Consider the following 17480-nt stretch of genomic DNA (forward strand, 5'->3'; position numbering starts at 1 on the left):
AGAAGCGCCACGGCGAACACCCACGAAAAAGCCCCTGGCTCTCGCGAGTCGGGGGCTTTTTCGTGGCGGCAGCCTTACATGTTCGGGTAGTTCGGCCCGCCGGCGCCTTCAGGGGTCACCCAGGTGATGTTCTGGGCCGGGTCCTTGATGTCGCAGGTCTTGCAGTGCACGCAGTTCTGCGCGTTGATCTGGAATCGCTTGCTGCCGTCTTCCTGGCTGACCACTTCGTACACACCCGCAGGGCAGTAGCGCTGGGCCGGCTCGTCGTACAGCGGCAGGTTGCTGGCGATCGGCACGTTCGGATCGGTCAGCTTCAGGTGGCAGGGCTGTTCCTCCTCGTGGTTGGTGCTGGAGAGGAACACCGAGCTGAGCTTGTCGAAGCTGAGCTTGCCGTCGGGCTTGGGGTAGTCGATCTTTTTCGAGTCCGCCGCGAGTTTGAGGCAGGCGTAGTCCGGCTTGGTGTCGTGCAGGGTGAACGGCAGCTTGCCACCGAACCAGTTCTGGTCGACGTAGTTGAACGCACCGCCCAGCAAGGGGCCGAACTTGTGCAGTGCAGGGCCGAAGTTGCGGCTGGCGAACAGCTCCTCATACAGCCAACTGGCCTTGAAGGCACTGACGTAGCCATTGAGCAGGTCGCCACCCTCGCTGCCGGCGATCAGGGCGTCGGCCACGGCGTCGGCGGCGAGCATACCGGACTTCATCGCGGTGTGGCTGCCCTTGATCTTGGAGAAGTTCAGGGTGCCGAGATCGCAGCCGATCAGCGCGCCTCCGTTGAAGACCATCTTCGGCAGCGAGTTCAGGCCGCCCTTGCAGATGGCGCGGGCGCCGTAGCTGATGCGCTTGCCGCCTTCGAGGTACTGACTCATCACCGGGTGGTGCTTGAGGCGCTGGAATTCATCGAACGGCGACAGATATGGGTTGGAGTACGACAGGTCGACGATCAGGCCGACCACCACCTGGTTGTTTTCCAGGTGATAGAGGAATGAGCCGCCGGTATTCTCGGCGCTCATCACATCCAGCGGCCAGCCGGCGGTGTGAACCACCAGGCCTTGCTCGTGCTTGGCCGGGTCGATCTCCCAGATTTCCTTGAGGCCGATGCCGTAGTGCTGGACATCCGACTCGTTGTCGAGGTCGAAGCGCTTGATCAGCTGCTTGCCGATATGGCCGCGGCAGCCTTCGGCGAACAGGGTGTACTTGGCGCGCAGTTCCATGCCCGGGGTGTACAGGCCGTCCTTGGGGTTGCCTTCGCGGTCGACGCCCAGGTCTCCGGTGACGATGCCGCGGACCACGCCGTTTTCATCGAACAGCGCTTCCTGGGCGGCGAAGCCTGGGTAGATTTCCACGCCGAGGTTCTCGGCCTGCTGGGCCAGCCAGCGGCACAGGTTACCCAGGGAGATGATGTAGTTGCCCTGGTTGTGCATGGTCTTGGGCACGAACAGGTCGGGGACCTTGGTCGAGCTGCCGGCATCCTTGAGCACGTAGATATCGTCGCGCTTGACCTCGGTGTTGAGCGGGGCGCCGAGTTCTTTCCAGTCGGGGAACAATTCGTTCAGGGCGCGGGGTTCGAACACCGCGCCGGAGAGGATATGTGCACCAACTTCCGAACCTTTTTCGACCACGCAGACGCTGATCTCGCTACCGGCTTCGGCGGCCTTCTGCTTCAGGCGGCAGGCGGCGGACAGGCCGGCGGGGCCTGCGCCGACGATGACCACGTCGAATTCCATGTATTCGCGTTCCACTGGTTCTCTCCTACTCATCAAGGCTCGTGCTGTTGCTTGGTCTTATTGGGTGCTGGACGTTCGTGCGCGGCTCGGCATCGGGGCCCGCGGCGGGGCCTGGCTGTAGCTGCGAAAAAGACGGACTACACCGTTTTTGTCCTGGCGCGCATTATATCTACACCACGTGGCGGGTCCAATACAAACGTTTGTTTGAAATTGCCGCAGGCCAGTAAAATCACAGGAAGGCGGCTGGAGGGTGACCGATTTGCCGTATTGACCGGATGGGGTGTTACGGTCAAGATACGAGCGGTTTTACGCTCGCCGTAGGCTGATCGTCGGGCGCAGGTGTACCCCTAAAGACCAGGCGTGGAGCAGGCTGTCTGGGCCAGAACGTGTTTTGTAGTGGAGTCTACACGCCACGACAGAAAATGACCCGCGGGTTTTTGCCGCGGCGGTCGAACAGAGACTGTTCGGTCACGTGAAGGTCGCTCCGTCCGGTTCGTTTTTAGAGGTGCCCTTGTACCCACGCGCATCGCCAGGGCATGGCCCCAGGCGACATTCTATTCACCGGAGAGTAACGAGGAATCCATGAAGGTTCTTGTAGCTGTCAAACGAGTGGTCGACTACAACGTCAAGGTTCGCGTCAAGGCGGATAACTCCGGCGTCGACCTTGCAAACGTCAAGATGTCCATGAACCCCTTCTGCGAAATCGCCGTGGAAGAAGCCGTACGCCTGAAAGAGAAGGGCGTGGCCAGCGAGATCGTCGTCGTTACCATCGGCCCGACCGCTGCCCAGGAGCAACTGCGTACCGCCCTGGCTCTGGGTGCTGACCGGGCCATTCTGGTCGAAGCTGCCGAAGAGCTGAATTCCCTGGCCGTGGCCAAGGCACTGAAAGCCGTTGTCGACAAGGAACAGCCGCAGTTGGTGATCCTCGGCAAGCAGGCCATCGACAGTGACAACAACCAGACCGGCCAGATGCTGGCTGCGCTGACCGGCTTCGCCCAGGGCACTTTCGCCTCCAAGGTGGAAGTGGCTGGCGACAAGCTCAATGTCACCCGTGAAATCGATGGCGGCCTGCAGACCGTTGCACTGAACCTGCCAGCCATCGTCACCACCGACCTGCGCCTGAACGAGCCACGCTACGCGTCGCTGCCGAACATCATGAAGGCCAAGAAGAAGCCGCTGGAGACCGTGACTCCAGACGCGCTGGGCGTATCGCTGACCTCCACCAACAAGACCGTGAAGGTTGAAGCCCCGGCTGCCCGCAGCGCTGGCATCAAGGTCAAATCGGTGGCCGAACTGGTCGAGAAGCTGAAGAACGAAGCGAAGGTAATCTAAATGACTATCCTGGTTGTCGCTGAATACGAAGCCGGTGCCGTAGCCCCGGCCACCCTGAACACTGTCGCCGCTGCCGCCAAGATCGGTGGTGATATCCACGTTCTGGTCGCTGGCCAGAACGTGGGCGGCGTCGCCGAATCCGCGGCCAAGATCGCTGGCGTGGCCAAGGTGTTGGTCGCTGATAACGCGGCCTACGCCCATGTGCTGCCGGAAAACGTCGCGCCGCTCATCAAAGAGCTGGCCAGCGGTTACAGCCACGTGCTGGCCCCGGCCACCACCAATGGCAAGAACATCCTGCCGCGCGTTGCTGCGCTGCTGGACGTCGACCAGATCTCCGAGATCATCTCGGTCGAGTCCGCCGACACCTTCAAGCGCCCGATCTACGCCGGTAACGCCATTGCCACCGTGCAATCGAGCGCTGCGATCAAGGTCATCACCGTGCGTACCACCGGCTTCGACGCCGTGGCCGCCGAAGGTGGTTCGGCTGCCGTCGAGGCCGTCGGTGCCGCCCATGACGCCGGTATCTCGAGCTTTGTCGGCGAAGAGCTGGCCAAGTCCGATCGCCCAGAGCTGACCGCTGCCAAGATCGTCGTCTCCGGCGGTCGCGGCATGGGCAATGGTGACAACTTCAGCCACCTGTACAGCCTGGCCGACAAGCTCGGCGCTGCTGTCGGTGCCTCGCGCGCCGCGGTCGACGCGGGCTTCGTGCCTAACGACATGCAGGTCGGCCAGACCGGCAAGATCGTCGCCCCGCAGCTGTACATCGCCGTCGGTATCTCCGGCGCGATCCAGCACCTGGCAGGCATGAAGGACTCCAAGGTGATCGTGGCGATCAACAAGGACGAAGAGGCGCCGATCTTCCAGGTGGCCGACTACGGGCTGGTCGCCGACCTGTTCGAAGCCGTTCCGGAGCTGGAAAAGCTGGTCTGATCCGGCTGCTTCACTTATAAAGAAGCCCGGCCCTCGTCATGAGGGCCGGGTTTTTTTTGCGGTATCGGCACGGGCCTCATCGCCGATGAATACGAACGAGGAGTGAAGGATGGTGTTATCCAAAGCGGGCAGGGTGCTGGCATGCATGACTGCGCTGCTGTCTCCCCTGGCGCTGGCGGCAGGCAAGTGCGAGCGCCTGGTGGCCACCGGCAGCCCGGATGCGCCGCCGTACTCCTGGCAGGACCCGAAGGACCCGCGCCATCTGATCGGGGCCAATGTCGACCTGTTGCGCCAGGTGGCCAGCGAGCTCGGTATCAAGGTCGAGGTGCTGCACGCCGGCAAGCGCGACCAGGCCCTGGAGGAAGTGCGCAGCGGGCGCATCGATCTGTTGCTCGATACGCCCATGCAGGTCGAGCAACTCACCGCGCTCGACTACATTCATCCACCGTTGCTGCTCAACGAATACCTGGTATGGACCCGCCATGATGGGCAGGTGGTGTTCGACGGTCCTGCAGACCTGGCCCGTTACCAGGGCAGCCTCTCCGAACGGGCGCGGTTGACGCCGGCGTTCGACGCGTTCGCCAAGGCCCAGCTGCATCTGGTGGTCGCGCAGAACCTGACCCAGGCGTTCCAGAAGCTGGTATTGGGGCAGGTCGATTATGTGCTGGCCGGTCGCTATGCGGGCATGGCGATGACCCAGGGCCTCGGTATGAGCAATGACCTGATCGCCCGTGGTCTACCGGTGGACCGTCCAGGCTTGTATCTGGCGGTTTCGCATAATTCGGCCTGCAACGACAGCTGGCTGCGTGGGCAGTTGGCGAAAAAACTGACAGAATTGCCGATCTCCGGTACGTCCGACGCCGTGTTGCAGCGCAACGTCGAGCGCTGGAAAGCGCAGATGCAGCTTTCCCCGGACGCCCCCAAACAGTAGGAAGCGTGTGTGAGAACCCAATCACTGATCCTTGCCGCGGCCATGTTCGGCCTGGCCGGCTGCGCCAACGACCCGGCGCCCAACGAACAGATGCGCATTGCCGAGCAGGCGCTGGAGCAGGCCAAGGCGGTCGGCGCCACCGAGGACAACCCGGCATTCAAGATGGCCAGCGACAAGCTCGATCGGGCCAGGAGCAACATGCTCGGAGAAAGCTATCGCGACGCACGCATGCGTGCCGAGCAAGCCGAACTGGATGCTCGCCTGGCCGAGGCCCAGGTCCTCAATCAGAAGAGCGATGAGCAGCTCGCAGTGTTGCAGTCGCGGATCAAGCGTTTGCGCAAGCAGTTGGAGGTGCAGCCATGATGGGTGCCAAACCAATGGCCGCGCTGGCCCTTATGGTGCTGACGGCGGGCTTGCAAGGCTGCGCCAGTCAGCGCAGCGAGGCGGCCCTGGACGAGGCTGCGGCCAGCTTCCAGAAGGTCAAGGACGATGCCGATGTGCTGCGCAGTGCGCCGCGTGACGTCATCCGCGCGGGTGAGTCGTTGTCCCGCGCCGAGCGCTTGTCGAGCTATGTGGGCACGGGCAGTGATGTGCGCCACTACGCCTATCTGAGCCAGCGCTACAGCGAGATCGCCAGCGAGCATGCCAAGTTGGCCCTGAATCAGGAGCGCCGGGCCAAGCTCGACCTTGAGCGTCAGCGCCTGCAGTTGGCGCTGCGCGAGGCCAAGCTGGCCAGCGTGCAACAGCAGGGTAAATGGGTCGAGTCGCAAATCGCCGCACTGGCTTCCGAGCAGGCTGATCGTGGTCTGGTCATGACCCTGAGCGATGTGCTGTTCGACACCGGGCGTGCCGATCTGAAGAACTCGGCCAGCCGTACCGTGCTCAAGCTGGTTCAGTTCCTTCAATTGAACCCGCGTCGTGTGGTGCGTATCGAGGGCTACACCGACAGCACCGGTGCGCCGGAGGACAATCTCAAGCTGTCCCGTGACCGCGCCCAGGCCGTGGCCGACATGCTGGTGGATCTGGGTATAGACGAGAAGCGCCTGCAGGTCGAAGGCTACGGCGACCAATATCCTATCGAGGCCAACGCTTCGGAGCGGGGCAGAGCACAGAACCGTCGTGTGGAAATCGTGTTCTCCGATGACAAGGGCAGACTCGCGCCGGCGCGCTGAAGTCGTCAGGGTGTCTCGGCGTGTCATTCGTCTCGTTCGTTAGTGGTTGACTGTACGGTTGGCTATTCTGCAATCTGTGCCAGTACACTTTGCAACTGTTACGGTATCCTCTACCGTCAGTGAGCCACACAAGAACAACGAGCCTGTCTGCGCGCCGAGATCTCGCCATGACCAACCTGCTGCTCTACCAGCGTATTGCCCAGCAACTTGCCGATGATATCCGTCGGGGTGTCTATCAGCCCGGCGAGCGAGTGCCTTCGGTACGCAAGATGAGTGCCCAGCTCAACGTCAGCCACGCCACGGTCTTGCAGGCTTACGCCAATCTGGAAGATCAGGGGCTGATCCGGGCACGCCCGCAGTCGGGCTACTACGTGCACCAGACGCCGGCCCTGACCGCGCAGACGCCCGACATCGCGCGCGTCGAGCGGCCCGGCCTGGTCACCCGTGCCAGTATCATCCAGCAGGTGCTCACCGAAGCTCGTCGAGATGGCGTGTTCCCGTTCGGCGCGGCGGTGCCCCACGTCGACTATCTGCCGGTGCGTGCCCTGCACCAGCAGATCGCCAAGGTCACTCGTTTCCACAGTCCGCGCGCGTTCAGCTATATGTTCAGCCCGGGATTCGAGCCGTTGCGCCGGCAGATCGCGATCCGCATGCGCGATGCTGGCGTGTTGGTCGATCCGCGGGAAGTAGTGGTCACCCATGGTTGCGTCGATGCCTTGCAGATGTCGTTGCGTGTGCTCACCCGGCCTGGCGATCTGATCGCTGCCGAATCGCCAACCTACTATGGCTTGCTGCAGTTGGCTGACCTGCTCGGCCTCAAAGTGATCGAGATTCCCAGTGACCCGTCCACGGGCATCAGTCTGGAGGCGCTGCAACTGGCGGCCAACCAGTGGTCGATCAAGGCGTTGGTGCTGACCACGCGCTTGAGTAACCCGCTGGGCGGCACCATGCCGGAGGAACGACAGAAACAGTTGTTGCGGCTGGCCTCGGACTACGACATCCAGGTGGTCGAGGACGATATCTACGGCGAGCTGATGTTCGAGCAGGGCAAGACCAAGGCGCTCAAGGCCTTCGACCGGCTGGATCGGGTCATCTACTGCTCGAGCTTCTCCAAGACCTTGTCGCCCGGCGTGCGGGTGGGTTGGATGATTGCCGGGCGCTATCAGGAAGAGATCCAGCGCCTGCAGACCTTCACCACTCACTCGGCGTGCAGCGTGACGCAAATGGGTGTAGCGGCTTACCTGGAGAACGGCGGCTACGACCGGCATCTGCGCTACATCCGCCAGGAATACCGCAAGAACCTCAGTGCCTATCAGTTGGCAGTGCAACAACATTTCCCTGAAGGCACGCAGATGACCCGGCCCACGGGCGGCTTCATCCTCTGGGTGAGCCTGCCGGGGCGGGTCAACACTCAGGAGTTGCATGTGCGTGCGTTGGAACAGGGCATCAGCATCGCGCCGGGGCTGATCTTCAGCAATACCGAGCAGTTCAACCACTGTATCCGCCTCAATTGCGGGATTCCCTGGAATAAGGAGGCCGAGCGTGCGGTGATCACCTTGGGCCTGTTGGCTCAGCAATTGTGCAGGGAGTCGACAGGTTCGCCGTTGTAGTCTTGCCAGCGGGCCGCGGAACGGAGAGCATACGCACTTTTCCAGTCTGCCCATCGGTAACCATGAATCTGTTGCGCGCTTTTGCTTTTGCCGTATGCCTCGTGCCAGTCTGCCTGTCGGGTGGTATGGCGGTGGCTGCGCAACCAGCGGCGCAGGCGGCTCCATCCAAGGTCAAGCCTGCGCAGAAAACGGTGCAGAAGAAGAGCCAGTCGGTGCCCAGAAAAGCGGCGAAACCTGCCAGCGCCAAGCGCAAGACTGCCAAGCCCGTCAGCAAGGCGGTCGCCAAGCCGCTGCCCAAGCCCAAGCTCGACCTCAGTCTGCCGGTGGAAATGGTCAATGATCTCGAGCCCAGCCTCGGCAGCAAGACCGGGCGTCGCAAACCTTTGCTGCCATCGATGTTTCCCAGTAAGCCGGTAGAAGACGACAGCCCCTTCCAGCTCAATGGCCGGCTCATCAGCAACGAAATGCAGCTTCAACTGCGCAACGACAGCCGCCGTGATGTGGAAGGGGCGGCGATCGAGTTCGAGTACCGCCAATAGCCTGGGGCAACTGACTGCCGGGTCATGGCAGATTTCATCCGTGTGGCAATTTCAAACGTATGTTTGAGCGGTTACTATCCAGGGACGTTCGTCCCGTTCTGTTCCAGGGAGTCCTGATCTTGGTGAATCACCATGAATTGCCGTGAAGGTTGCGGCGCCTGCTGCATCGCGCCGTCCATCACCTCTGCCATGCCCCGTATGCCCCAGGGCAAGCCGGCGGGTATGCGCTGCCTGCATCTGACGGCGACAAACCTCTGCGACCTGTTCGGTAAGCCTGAGCGCCCGGCGGTATGCGGTGGTTTCAAGGCAGATGTCGAGGTGTGTGGCAGCGACCGCGACGAGGCGATCAGGATTCTTGGTTGGCTGGAGCAAGTGACGGCGGCGTAACGGTTGGCTCTTCGACAACAAGGATAAAGATGATGAGATCGATCAAGCGTATTGCACTGCTGTGTGGCATCGGCGTTCTTCTGGCGCCGGTGGCCTGGGCCGAGGACTGGCAGGTGGCCAAGGACGAGGAGGGTATCAAGGTGTCCCTCAGTGAAGTGGCAGGCTCCAAGTACAAAGCTTATCGCGGCGTGACGCTGATCAAGGCGCCGCTGGCCAAGGTCCTGGCGCTGCAGGAAGACGTGGTGGGGGCCTGTGCCTGGATTCACGAGTGCAAGTCGCAGAAGCTGCTCAAGCACGAGGGTGATCAGAGCTGGACCTACACCCAGTTCAATACACCATGGCCGGTGACCCCGCGTGACTCGGTGCTGCAGGTGAGTACGGTCAAAGAGGCTGATGGCAGCGTGGTGCGCAATCTCAAGGAGCTGCCGGCCTATATCCCGGAAGAGAAAGGATTCGTGCGCGTGGCCCAGGTCGAAGGTTTCTGGAAGCTGGTACCCAGGGGCGATAGCACCGAGGTGACCTACCAGGTCCACACCGAACCGGGAGGGAGTGTGCCGTCGTGGTTGGCCAACAAGTTCGTCGTCGATGCGCCGTTCAATACCCTCAAGGCGTTGCGCGAGCGGGCCGAGAAGAACTGAGATTCATTGGGGGCTTTGCTGGCTTCTTCGCGGGCTTGCCCGCGAAGAGGTCCGTATAGGCAAATAAACAAGGTTCTTCCCGGATTGGTTTAGCGGCAGCTCGGTGGGAGGCACTAGGTGCTTGTCTTGGGTGCTGAGGTGGCGCTCGATCTCAAAGGCGCCAAATACCTTACAGGCATTAAAAAGGCTGCCCGAGGGCAGCCTTTTTGCTTTCGGCGTCAAGCGCTTACTTGCGGTCCTTCAGTTCGACGATGTCGCGATGCAGTTCGCCGGTGTACAGCTGGCGCGGGCGGCCAATCTTGTACGGGCTGGAGAGCATTTCTTTCCAGTGCGAGATCCAGCCGACGGTACGCGCCAGGGCGAAGATCACGGTGAACATGCTGGTCGGAATGCCGATCGCCTTGAGGATGATCCCCGAGTAGAAGTCGACGTTCGGGTACAGCGAGCGCTCGATGAAGTAAGGATCGGTGAGGGCGATCTCTTCCAGGCGCATGGCCAGTTCCAGCTGCGGATCGTTCTTGATGCCCAGCTCGCCCAGGACTTCGTCGCAGGTCTGCTTCATCACGGTGGCGCGCGGGTCGCGGTTCTTGTACACGCGGTGACCGAAGCCCATCAGCTTGAACGGGTCGTTCTTGTCCTTGGCCTTGGCGATGTACTTGTCGATGTTCGAGACATCGCCAATTTCATCGAGCATGGTCAGCACGGCTTCGTTCGCGCCGCCGTGGGCCGGGCCCCACAGTGCAGCGATGCCGGCAGCGATACAGGCGAACGGGTTGGCGCCCGAGGAGCCTGCCAGGCGCACGGTGGAGGTGGAGGCGTTCTGCTCGTGGTCGGCGTGGAGGATGAAAATCCGGTCCATTGCCTTGGCCAGCACCGGGCTGATCGGTTTGATCTCGCACGGGGTGTTGAACATCATGTGCAGGAAGTTTTCCGCGTACGACAGGTCGTTGCGCGGATACATCATCGGCTGGCCCATGGAGTACTTGTAGACCATCGCGGCCAGGGTCGGCATCTTGGCGACCAGGCGCACCGCGGAGATTTCGCGGTGTTGCGGGTTATTGATGTCCAGGGAGTCGTGATAGAACGCCGACAGGGCGCCGACCACGCCGCACATCACCGCCATCGGGTGAGCGTCGCGACGGAAGCCGTTGAAGAAGGACTTCAGCTGCTCGTGAACCATGGTGTGGTTCTTCACGGTGCTGACGAACTGGGCCTTCTGCTCGGCATTCGGCAGTTCGCCGTTGAGCAGCAGGTAGCAGGTTTCGAGGTAGTCCGATTTCTCGGCGAGTTGTTCGATCGGGTAGCCGCGGTGCAGCAGCACGCCCTTGTCGCCGTCGATGTAGGTGATCTTCGACTCGCACGAGGCGGTCGCCATGAAACCTGGGTCGAAGGTGAAGTGACCAGTGGCCCCCAACCCGCGGACGTCGATTACATCAGGACCAACGGTGCCGGTTAAAATGGGCAGCTCGACGGGGGCAGCGCCCTCGATGACCAACTGCGCTTTTTTGTCAGCCATGTGGCCTCCTATTAATGCTTGAAATCATCAGACAGACCCCCCACGCAGGGCCCGCACCACTATAGAGGGATAAATTCGAATGTCAATTTGCCTAAAGGCTGGTTGAAACCGCCTCGCAGCCTTGATTTTTCGCGAATTTCTCGCCCGTTTACGCCTTTTGTTCATTAAAGGCAATGCGCTATTTGGGCTAGCCCCTCACGTTGTCATGAGCAGCCTAACTGTCTATACTCGGCAGCCGACCGCCAAGGGCTTGCAAGCCCGAACTGCTGGGGGTCGCCGTTCTCTGGGTGGTGGGTACCTGACCAGTACACTTACCAACAACTTTGCCCTGATTCGCTAGGGGCTCTTCAGTGTGAAAAAAGCCGTGAAAAGCCAACGACCTGTAAACCTAGACCTAAGGACCATCAAGCTTCCTGTCACTGCGTACACGTCCATTCTGCACCGTATCTCCGGCGTCATCCTGTTCCTGGGCCTTGCCATCATGCTTTATGCATTGGGCAAGTCGCTGGGTTCCGAGGAAGGCTTCGGTGAGGTGAAGGCGTGTCTGACCAGCCCGCTGGCCAAGTTCGTGACCTGGGGCCTGCTGTCCGCCCTGCTTTATCACCTCGTGGCAGGTGTACGCCACCTGATCATGGACATGGGTATCGGTGAGACGCTGGAAGGCGGCAAGCTGGGCTCGAAAATCGTGATCGTCATCTCCGTGGTGCTGATCGTTCTGGTGGGAGTTTGGGTATGGTAACCAATGTCACGAACCTGTCGCGTTCGGGCCTCTATGACTGGATGGCGCAGCGCGTATCGGCGGTCGTTCTCGCGGCTTACTTCATTTTCCTGATCGGCTACGTGGTCTGCCACCCAGGCATCGACTACACCCAGTGGCATGGTCTGTTCTCCAACAACGCGATGCGGATCTTCAGTCTGCTGGCCCTCGTTGCCCTGGGCGCTCACGCCTGGGTCGGCATGTGGACCATCGCCACCGACTACCTGACGCCGATGTCGTTCGGCAAGTCGGCGACTGCGATTCGTTTCCTGTTCCAGGCGGTATGCGGCGTTGCGATGTTCGCTTACTTCGTCTGGGGTGTGCAGATTCTCTGGGGTATCTGATCCATGGCTAGCATTCCTACTATTTCCTTCGACGCCATCATCATCGGTGGCGGCGGTGCCGGCATGCGCGCAGCGCTGCAGCTGGCTCAAGGCGGTCACAAGACAGCCGTTGTCACCAAGGTCTTCCCGACCCGTTCGCACACCGTATCCGCCCAGGGCGGCATCACCTGCGCCATCGCTTCGGCCGACCCGAACGACGATTGGCGCTGGCACATGTACGATACCGTCAAGGGTTCCGACTACATCGGTGACCAGGACGCTATCGAATACATGTGTCAGGAAGGCCCGGCTGCGGTCTTCGAGCTGGACCACATGGGTCTGCCGTTCTCGCGTACCGAAACCGGTCGTATCTACCAGCGTCCGTTCGGTGGCCAGTCCAAGGACTTCGGCAAGGGTGGCCAGGCTGCCCGTACCTGCGCAGCCTCCGACCGTACCGGTCACGCGCTGCTGCACACCCTGTACCAGGGCAACCTGAAGGCCGGCACCACCTTCCTCAACGAGTACTACGCCGTTGACCTGGTGAAGAACCAGGACGGCGCGTTCGTCGGTGTGATCGCGATCTGCATCGAAACCGGCGAAACCCTGTACATCAAGTCCAAGGCCACCGTGCTGGCCACCGGCGGTGCGGGCCGTATCTACGCCTCGACCACCAACGCCCTGATCAACACCGGTGACGGTATCGGCATGGCCCTGCGTGCAGGCGTCCCGGTCCAGGACATCGAGATGTGGCAGTTCCACCCGACCGGTATCGCCGGCGCCGGCGTTCTCGTGACCGAGGGCTGCCGTGGTGAGGGTGGCTACCTGATCAACGCCCACGGCGAGCGCTTCATGGAGCGTTACGCGCCGAACGCGAAAGACCTGGCTGGCCGCGACGTGGTCGCCCGTTCCATGGTCAAGGAAATCATCGCCGGCAACGGTGTGGGCCCGAACAAGGACCACGTACTGCTGAAGCTGGACCACCTGGGCGAGGAGGTGCTGCACAGCCGCCTGCCAGGTATCTGCGAGCTGTCCAAGACCTTTGCCCACGTCGACCCGGTGGTCGCACCGGTACCGGTCGTACCGACCTGCCACTACATGATGGGCGGCGTTGCCACCAACATTCATGGCCAGGCCATCACCATGGACGCCGAAGGCAAGGATCAGATCATCCCAGGCCTGTTCGCCGTAGGTGAAGTGGCGTGCGTATCGGTTCACGGTGCCAACCGCCTGGGCGGCAACTCGCTGCTCGACCTGGTGGTCTTCGGTCGTGCTGCCGGTCTGCATCTGGAAAAAGCGCTGAGCGAAGGCGTGGAGTACCGCGATGCCAGCGACACCGACGTCGACGTTGCCCTGAACCGCCTGAACAAGCTCAACGAGCGTACCACTGGCGAAGACGTCGCCAGCCTCAAGCGTGAACTGCAGAGCTGCATGCAGAACTACTTCGGTGTATTCCGTACCGGCGAATACATGCAGAAGGGTATCGAGCAGCTGGCTGGCCTGCGCGAGCGCATCGCCAACGTCAAGATCAACGACAAGTCCCAGGCCTTCAACACCGCGCGTATCGAAGCGCTGGAGCTGCAGAACCTGCTGGAAGTCGCCGAAGCTACCGCCATCGCGGCCGAAGCCCGTAAAGAGTCCCGCGGCGCGCACGCCCGTGAAGACTACGAAGACCGTGACGACGAAAACTGGCTGTGCCACACCCTGTACTACCCGGGTGAGAAGCGCGTGGCCAAGCGTGGCGTCAACTTTGCGCCGAAGACTGTTCCAGCCTTCGAACCAAAAGTCCGGACTTACTAAGGGTGGCTGCTATGTTGAAAGTCGAAGTTTATCGTTACAACCCGGACACCGACGCGGCGCCCAAGATGGAGTCGTTCGACGTCGATACCGGCGGCAAGGACCTGATGGTGCTGGACGTACTGGCACTGATCAAAGAAAAGGACGAAGGTTTCTCGTACCGTCGCTCCTGCCGTGAAGGCGTTTGCGGTTCCGACGGCATGAACATGAACGGCAAGAACGGCCTGGCCTGCATCACCCCGCTGTCGGGCGTGGTCAAGGGCAACAAGCTGGTTCTGCGTCCGCTGCCAGGCCTGCCGGTCATTCGTGACCTGGTGGTCGACATGAGCATCTTCTACAAGCAGTACGAGAAGGTGAAGCCGTTCCTGCAGAACGACACGCCGGCCCCGGCCATCGAGCGCCTGCAGTCGCCTGAAGATCGCGACAAGCTGGACGGTCTGTACGAGTGCATCCTGTGCGCCTGCTGCTCGACTTCCTGCCCATCGTTCTGGTGGAACCCGGACAAGTTCCTGGGCCCCGCCGCACTGCTGCAGGCCTATCGCTTCCTGGCCGACAGCCGTGACACCAAGACCCAGGAACGCCTGGCGTCCCTGGATGACCCGTTCAGCGTATTCCGCTGCCGCGGGATCATGAACTGCGTGAACGTTTGCCCGAAGGGTCTGAACCCGACCAAGGCGATCGGCCACGTACGTAACATGCTGCTGCAGAGCGGCACCTGATTCAAAGCGTTGTACCTGCAAGATGCCAAGGTGCGGGTGGTGAGCCCGCACTGAGGTAAAACCCGAGCAAGGGCCCACAAAGCCCGCGCTCATTACCTATGAAGATGAGACCAGCAGGGGCTTCCGGGCTGGTACCCGGAAAATCAGCAGGATCCAGGTGGCGTGGTTCAGTCGCTTTGCTCGGACTTATCCAGGTTTGCTGTGGCTCTCGCCGATCAGTCCCCTAACCGAGGGTGACCAAGCATGCAAGAAAGCGTGATGCAGCGCATGTGGGATAGCGCCCACCTTTCAGGTGGTAACGCTGCATATGTGGAAGAACTCTACGAGCTCTACCTGCACGACCCTAACGCTGTGCCAGAAGAGTGGCGCACCTACTTCCAGAAGTTGCCCGCCGACGGCAGCACCGCTACCGATGTATCGCACTCGACAATCCGCGACCATTTCGTACTGCTGGCAAAGAACCAGCGCCGCGCCCAACCGGTATCTGCCGGGAGCGTGAGCAGTGAACACGAGAAGAAGCAGGTTGAAGTTCTGCGACTGATCCAGGCCTATCGTATGCGCGGCCATCAGGCTGCCAAGCTCGACCCGTTGGGGTTGTGGCAGCGCCCTGCGCCCGTAGACCTGTCGATCAATCACTACGGCTTGACCAATGCCGATCTTGATTCGACTTTCCGTGCCGGCGACCTGTTCATCGGCAAAGAGGAAGCGAGCCTACGTGAGATTTTCGAGGCGCTCCAGAAGACATATTGTCGCACCATTGGCGCCGAGTTCACCCACATCACCGATTCCGAGCAGCGCAGCTGGTTCCAGCAGCGCCTGGAAAGCGTGCGCGGTCGTCCGGAGTTTTCCGCCGACGTGCAGACCCACCTGCTCGAGCGCGTGACCGCTGGCGAAGGCCTTGAGAAATACCTGGGCACCAAGTACCCAGGCACCAAGCGTTTCGGCCTCGAGGGTGGCGAAAGCCTGATCCCGATGCTGGACGAAATGATCCAGCGCTCCGGTTCGTATGGCACCAAGGAAGTTGTGATCGGCATGGCCCACCGTGGCCGTCTCAACGTCCTGGTCAACACCTTCGGCAAGAACCCGCGCGAGCTGTTCGACGAGTTCGAAGGCAAGAAGATGAACGAGCTGGGCTCCGGTGACGTGAAGTATCACCAGGGCTTCTCCTCCAACGTGATGACCCCAGGCGGCGAAGTCCACCTGGCCATGGCGTTCAACCCGTCCCACCTGGAAATCGTTTCGCCAGTGGTGGAGGGTTCGGTACGTGCTCGCCAGGACCGTCGCAACGACACCGTCGGCGACAAGGTGCTGCCGATCTCGATCCACGGCGATGCTGCATTCGCCGGCCAGGGCGTGGTCATGGAAACCTTCCAGATGTCGCAGACCCGCGGTTTCAAGACCGGCGGTACCGTGCACATCGTGATCAACAACCAGGTTGGTTTCACCATCAGCAACCCGCTGGACTCGCGTTCCACCGAGTACGCCACCGACGTTGCCAAGATGATCCAGGCGCCGATCCTGCACGTGAACGGCGATGACCCGGAAGCGGTCCTGTTCGTGACCCAGCTGGCCATCGACTACCGCATGCAGTTCAAGCGTGACGTGGTCATCGACCTGGTCTGCTACCGCCGTCGCGGCCACAACGAGGCCGACGAGCCGAATGGCACCCAGCCGTTGATGTACCAGCAGATCAGCAAGCAGCGCACCACCCGTGAGCTGTACGCCGAGGCACTGATCCAGGCCGGCCGCATCGACGCCGAGCGCGCCCAGGCGAAGATCGACGAGTACCGCAACGCCTTGGACAACGGTTTGCACGTGGTCAAGAGCCTGGTCAAGGAGCCGAACCGTGAGCTGTTCGTGGACTGGCGTCCGTACCTGGGCCACGCCTGGACCGCGCGCCACGACACGCGTTTCGACCTCAAGACCCTGCAGGAGCTGTCGGCCAAGCTGCTCGAGCTGCCGGAAGGCTTCGTCGTCCAGCGTCAGGTCGCCAAGATCTACGAAGACCGCCAGAAGATGCAGGCCGGTGGCTTGCCGATCAACTGGGGTTACGCCGAGACCATGGCGTACGCCACGCTGCAGTTCGAAGGGCACCCGATCCGCATGACCGGCCAGGACATCGGCCGTGGCACCTTCTCGCACCGTCACGCGGTGCTGCACAACCAGAAGGACGCCAGCACCTACGTGCCGCTGCAGAACCTGTTCCCGGGCCAGCCGAAGTTCGAGCTGTACGACTCCTTCCTTTCGGAAGAAGCCGTTCTGGCATTCGAATACGGTTACTCGACCACCACGCCGAACGCGCTGGTGATCTGGGAAGCCCAGTTCGGCGACTTCGCCAACGGTGCCCAGGTGGTGATCGACCAGTTCATCACCAGCGGCGAGCACAAGTGGGGCCGTCTGTGCGGTCTGACCATGCTGCTGCCTCACGGCTATGAAGGCCAGGGTCCGGAGCATTCCTCCGCGCGTCTGGAGCGTTACCTGCAGCTGTGCGCCGAGCACAACATCCAGGTCTGCGTACCGACCACGCCGGCACAGATCTACCACCTGCTGCGTCGCCAAGTCATCCGTCCGCTGCGCAAGCCGCTGATCGTACTGACGCCGAAGTCGCTGCTGCGCCACAAGCTGGCCATCTCGACCTTGGAAGAATTGGCCGAAGGCTCGTTCCAGACCGTCATTCCGGAAATCGACGCGATCGATCCGGCCAAGGTCGAACGCCTGGTCATGTGCAGTGGCAAGGTGTACTACGACCTGTTGGAAAAACGCCGTGCCGAAGGCCGCGAAGACATCGCGATCCTGCGTATCGAGCAGCTGTATCCGTTCCCTGAGGACGATCTGGTCGAAATCCTGGCGCAGTACACCAACCTCAAGCATGCGGTCTGGTGCCAGGAAGAACCGATGAACCAGGGTGCCTGGTACAGCAGCCAGCACCACATGCGCCGAATCCTGGGCCGCCACGACAAGGCGCTGGTCCTGGAATACGCCGGCCGCGACGCTTCTGCCGCGCCTGCATGTGGTTACGCATCGAAGAGCGCCGAACAGCAGGAAAAACTGCTGCAAGACGCCTTTACTGTCTAACGCCTTCGCGCACCTGAAACCGAATTTAAGGAA

16 protein-coding genes are annotated in these 17480 nt (G+C 61.5%); 14 read left to right on the plus strand and 2 right to left on the minus strand.

Annotated elements, in window-relative coordinates:
• Nucleotides 1–74 precede the first annotated feature (74 nt).
• On the minus strand, nt 75–1757 hold the full coding sequence (locus tag KY379_RS20210; protein ID WP_133331471.1) for an electron transfer flavoprotein-ubiquinone oxidoreductase: 1683 nt from the start codon (nt 1755–1757) through the stop codon (nt 75–77).
• A 549-nt stretch (nt 1758–2306) separates the two neighbouring features.
• On the opposite strand from KY379_RS20210, the gene KY379_RS20215 reads away from it, so the two are divergent.
• The 9 genes from KY379_RS20215 to KY379_RS20255 all read left to right on the plus strand — a co-directional run bounded on the left by KY379_RS20215 (nt 2307) and on the right by KY379_RS20255 (nt 9263).
• A complete protein-coding gene (locus KY379_RS20215) occupies nt 2307–3056 on the plus strand; it encodes an electron transfer flavoprotein subunit beta/FixA family protein (RefSeq protein ID WP_133331467.1) in 750 nt (249 codons plus the stop codon).
• Entirely contained in the window at nt 3057–3986 is a 930-nt protein-coding gene (locus tag KY379_RS20220) for an electron transfer flavoprotein subunit alpha/FixB family protein (protein ID WP_133331465.1), read from the plus strand.
• Between the two features lie 109 nt (nt 3987–4095).
• On the plus strand, nt 4096–4917 hold the full coding sequence (locus tag KY379_RS20225) for a substrate-binding periplasmic protein (RefSeq protein ID WP_196172634.1): 822 nt from the start codon (nt 4096–4098) through the stop codon (nt 4915–4917).
• A gap of 9 nt (nt 4918–4926) precedes the next feature.
• Nucleotides 4927–5280 carry a DUF4398 domain-containing protein gene (locus KY379_RS20230; RefSeq protein ID WP_133331461.1) on the plus strand — a complete coding sequence of 118 codons (354 nt, stop codon included), beginning with the start codon at nt 4927–4929 and terminating at the stop codon, nt 5278–5280.
• Nucleotides 5277–6089, plus strand: a complete 813-nt coding sequence (locus tag KY379_RS20235; protein WP_196172636.1) for an OmpA family protein — start codon at nt 5277–5279, stop codon at nt 6087–6089. The genes KY379_RS20230 and KY379_RS20235 overlap by 4 nt, the downstream gene beginning before the upstream one ends.
• A gap of 167 nt (nt 6090–6256) precedes the next feature.
• On the plus strand, nt 6257–7699 hold the full coding sequence (locus tag KY379_RS20240) for a PLP-dependent aminotransferase family protein (RefSeq protein ID WP_133331456.1): 1443 nt from the start codon (nt 6257–6259) through the stop codon (nt 7697–7699).
• Between the two features lie 62 nt (nt 7700–7761).
• A complete protein-coding gene (locus KY379_RS20245; protein WP_261241203.1) occupies nt 7762–8238 on the plus strand; it encodes a hypothetical protein in 477 nt (158 codons plus the stop codon).
• A 132-nt stretch (nt 8239–8370) separates the two neighbouring features.
• Nucleotides 8371–8625, plus strand: coding sequence for a YkgJ family cysteine cluster protein (locus KY379_RS20250; protein WP_133331452.1), 255 nt, complete (start codon nt 8371–8373; stop codon nt 8623–8625).
• Nucleotides 8626–8657: 32 nt separating this feature from the next.
• Complete coding sequence (locus KY379_RS20255) at nt 8658–9263, plus strand: START domain-containing protein (protein WP_261241201.1); 606 nt, start codon at nt 8658–8660, stop codon at nt 9261–9263.
• A 226-nt stretch (nt 9264–9489) separates the two neighbouring features.
• Here the strand turns inward: KY379_RS20255 and gltA are convergent, their stop codons facing one another.
• Nucleotides 9490–10779, minus strand: a complete 1290-nt coding sequence (gltA, locus tag KY379_RS20260) for a citrate synthase (RefSeq protein WP_133331448.1) — start codon at nt 10777–10779, stop codon at nt 9490–9492.
• A 352-nt stretch (nt 10780–11131) separates the two neighbouring features.
• On the opposite strand from gltA, the gene sdhC reads away from it, so the two are divergent.
• The 5 genes from sdhC to KY379_RS20285 all read left to right on the plus strand — a co-directional run bounded on the left by sdhC (nt 11132) and on the right by KY379_RS20285 (nt 17447).
• Nucleotides 11132–11518, plus strand: a complete 387-nt coding sequence (gene sdhC / locus KY379_RS20265) for a succinate dehydrogenase, cytochrome b556 subunit (RefSeq protein ID WP_012315350.1) — start codon at nt 11132–11134, stop codon at nt 11516–11518.
• A complete protein-coding gene (gene sdhD / locus KY379_RS20270; protein ID WP_027921320.1) occupies nt 11512–11880 on the plus strand; it encodes a succinate dehydrogenase, hydrophobic membrane anchor protein in 369 nt (122 codons plus the stop codon). The genes sdhC and sdhD overlap by 7 nt, the downstream gene beginning before the upstream one ends.
• A gap of 3 nt (nt 11881–11883) precedes the next feature.
• Complete coding sequence (sdhA, locus tag KY379_RS20275) at nt 11884–13656, plus strand: succinate dehydrogenase flavoprotein subunit (RefSeq protein ID WP_196172640.1); 1773 nt, start codon at nt 11884–11886, stop codon at nt 13654–13656.
• An 11-nt stretch (nt 13657–13667) separates the two neighbouring features.
• Nucleotides 13668–14372, plus strand: coding sequence for a succinate dehydrogenase iron-sulfur subunit (locus KY379_RS20280; RefSeq protein ID WP_133331444.1), 705 nt, complete (start codon nt 13668–13670; stop codon nt 14370–14372).
• Between the two features lie 243 nt (nt 14373–14615).
• The gene (locus KY379_RS20285) at nt 14616–17447 is read left to right on the plus strand and encodes a 2-oxoglutarate dehydrogenase E1 component (RefSeq protein WP_133331442.1); all 2832 of its coding nucleotides are present in this window, start codon (nt 14616–14618) and stop codon (nt 17445–17447) included.
• Nucleotides 17448–17480 lie beyond the last annotated feature (33 nt).

Origin of the sequence: Pseudomonas sp. HD6422, assembly GCF_025377065.1 — a bacterium.
Lineage (GTDB): Bacteria > Pseudomonadota > Gammaproteobacteria > Pseudomonadales > Pseudomonadaceae > Aquipseudomonas > Aquipseudomonas putida_U.

What these genes read in the sequence shown, in the direction of transcription:
- KY379_RS20210 (WP_133331471.1), bottom strand. Translation starts at nt 1,757, where the DNA reads ATGAGTAGGAGAGAACCAGTGGAACGCGAATACATGGAATTCGACGTG.
- sdhD (WP_027921320.1), top strand. Translation starts at nt 11,512, where the DNA reads ATGGTAACCAATGTCACGAACCTGTCGCGTTCGGGCCTCTATGACTGG.
- KY379_RS20225 (WP_196172634.1), top strand. Translation starts at nt 4,096, where the DNA reads ATGGTGTTATCCAAAGCGGGCAGGGTGCTGGCATGCATGACTGCGCTG.
- KY379_RS20285 (WP_133331442.1), top strand. Translation starts at nt 14,616, where the DNA reads ATGCAAGAAAGCGTGATGCAGCGCATGTGGGATAGCGCCCACCTTTCA.
- sdhA (WP_196172640.1), top strand. Translation starts at nt 11,884, where the DNA reads ATGGCTAGCATTCCTACTATTTCCTTCGACGCCATCATCATCGGTGGC.
- KY379_RS20240 (WP_133331456.1), top strand. Translation starts at nt 6,257, where the DNA reads ATGACCAACCTGCTGCTCTACCAGCGTATTGCCCAGCAACTTGCCGAT.
- KY379_RS20250 (WP_133331452.1), top strand. Translation starts at nt 8,371, where the DNA reads ATGAATTGCCGTGAAGGTTGCGGCGCCTGCTGCATCGCGCCGTCCATC.
- KY379_RS20245 (WP_261241203.1), top strand. Translation starts at nt 7,762, where the DNA reads ATGAATCTGTTGCGCGCTTTTGCTTTTGCCGTATGCCTCGTGCCAGTC.
- gltA (WP_133331448.1), bottom strand. Translation starts at nt 10,779, where the DNA reads ATGGCTGACAAAAAAGCGCAGTTGGTCATCGAGGGCGCTGCCCCCGTC.
- KY379_RS20255 (WP_261241201.1), top strand. Translation starts at nt 8,658, where the DNA reads ATGAGATCGATCAAGCGTATTGCACTGCTGTGTGGCATCGGCGTTCTT.
- KY379_RS20220 (WP_133331465.1), top strand. Translation starts at nt 3,057, where the DNA reads ATGACTATCCTGGTTGTCGCTGAATACGAAGCCGGTGCCGTAGCCCCG.
- KY379_RS20235 (WP_196172636.1), top strand. Translation starts at nt 5,277, where the DNA reads ATGATGGGTGCCAAACCAATGGCCGCGCTGGCCCTTATGGTGCTGACG.
- KY379_RS20280 (WP_133331444.1), top strand. Translation starts at nt 13,668, where the DNA reads ATGTTGAAAGTCGAAGTTTATCGTTACAACCCGGACACCGACGCGGCG.
- KY379_RS20215 (WP_133331467.1), top strand. Translation starts at nt 2,307, where the DNA reads ATGAAGGTTCTTGTAGCTGTCAAACGAGTGGTCGACTACAACGTCAAG.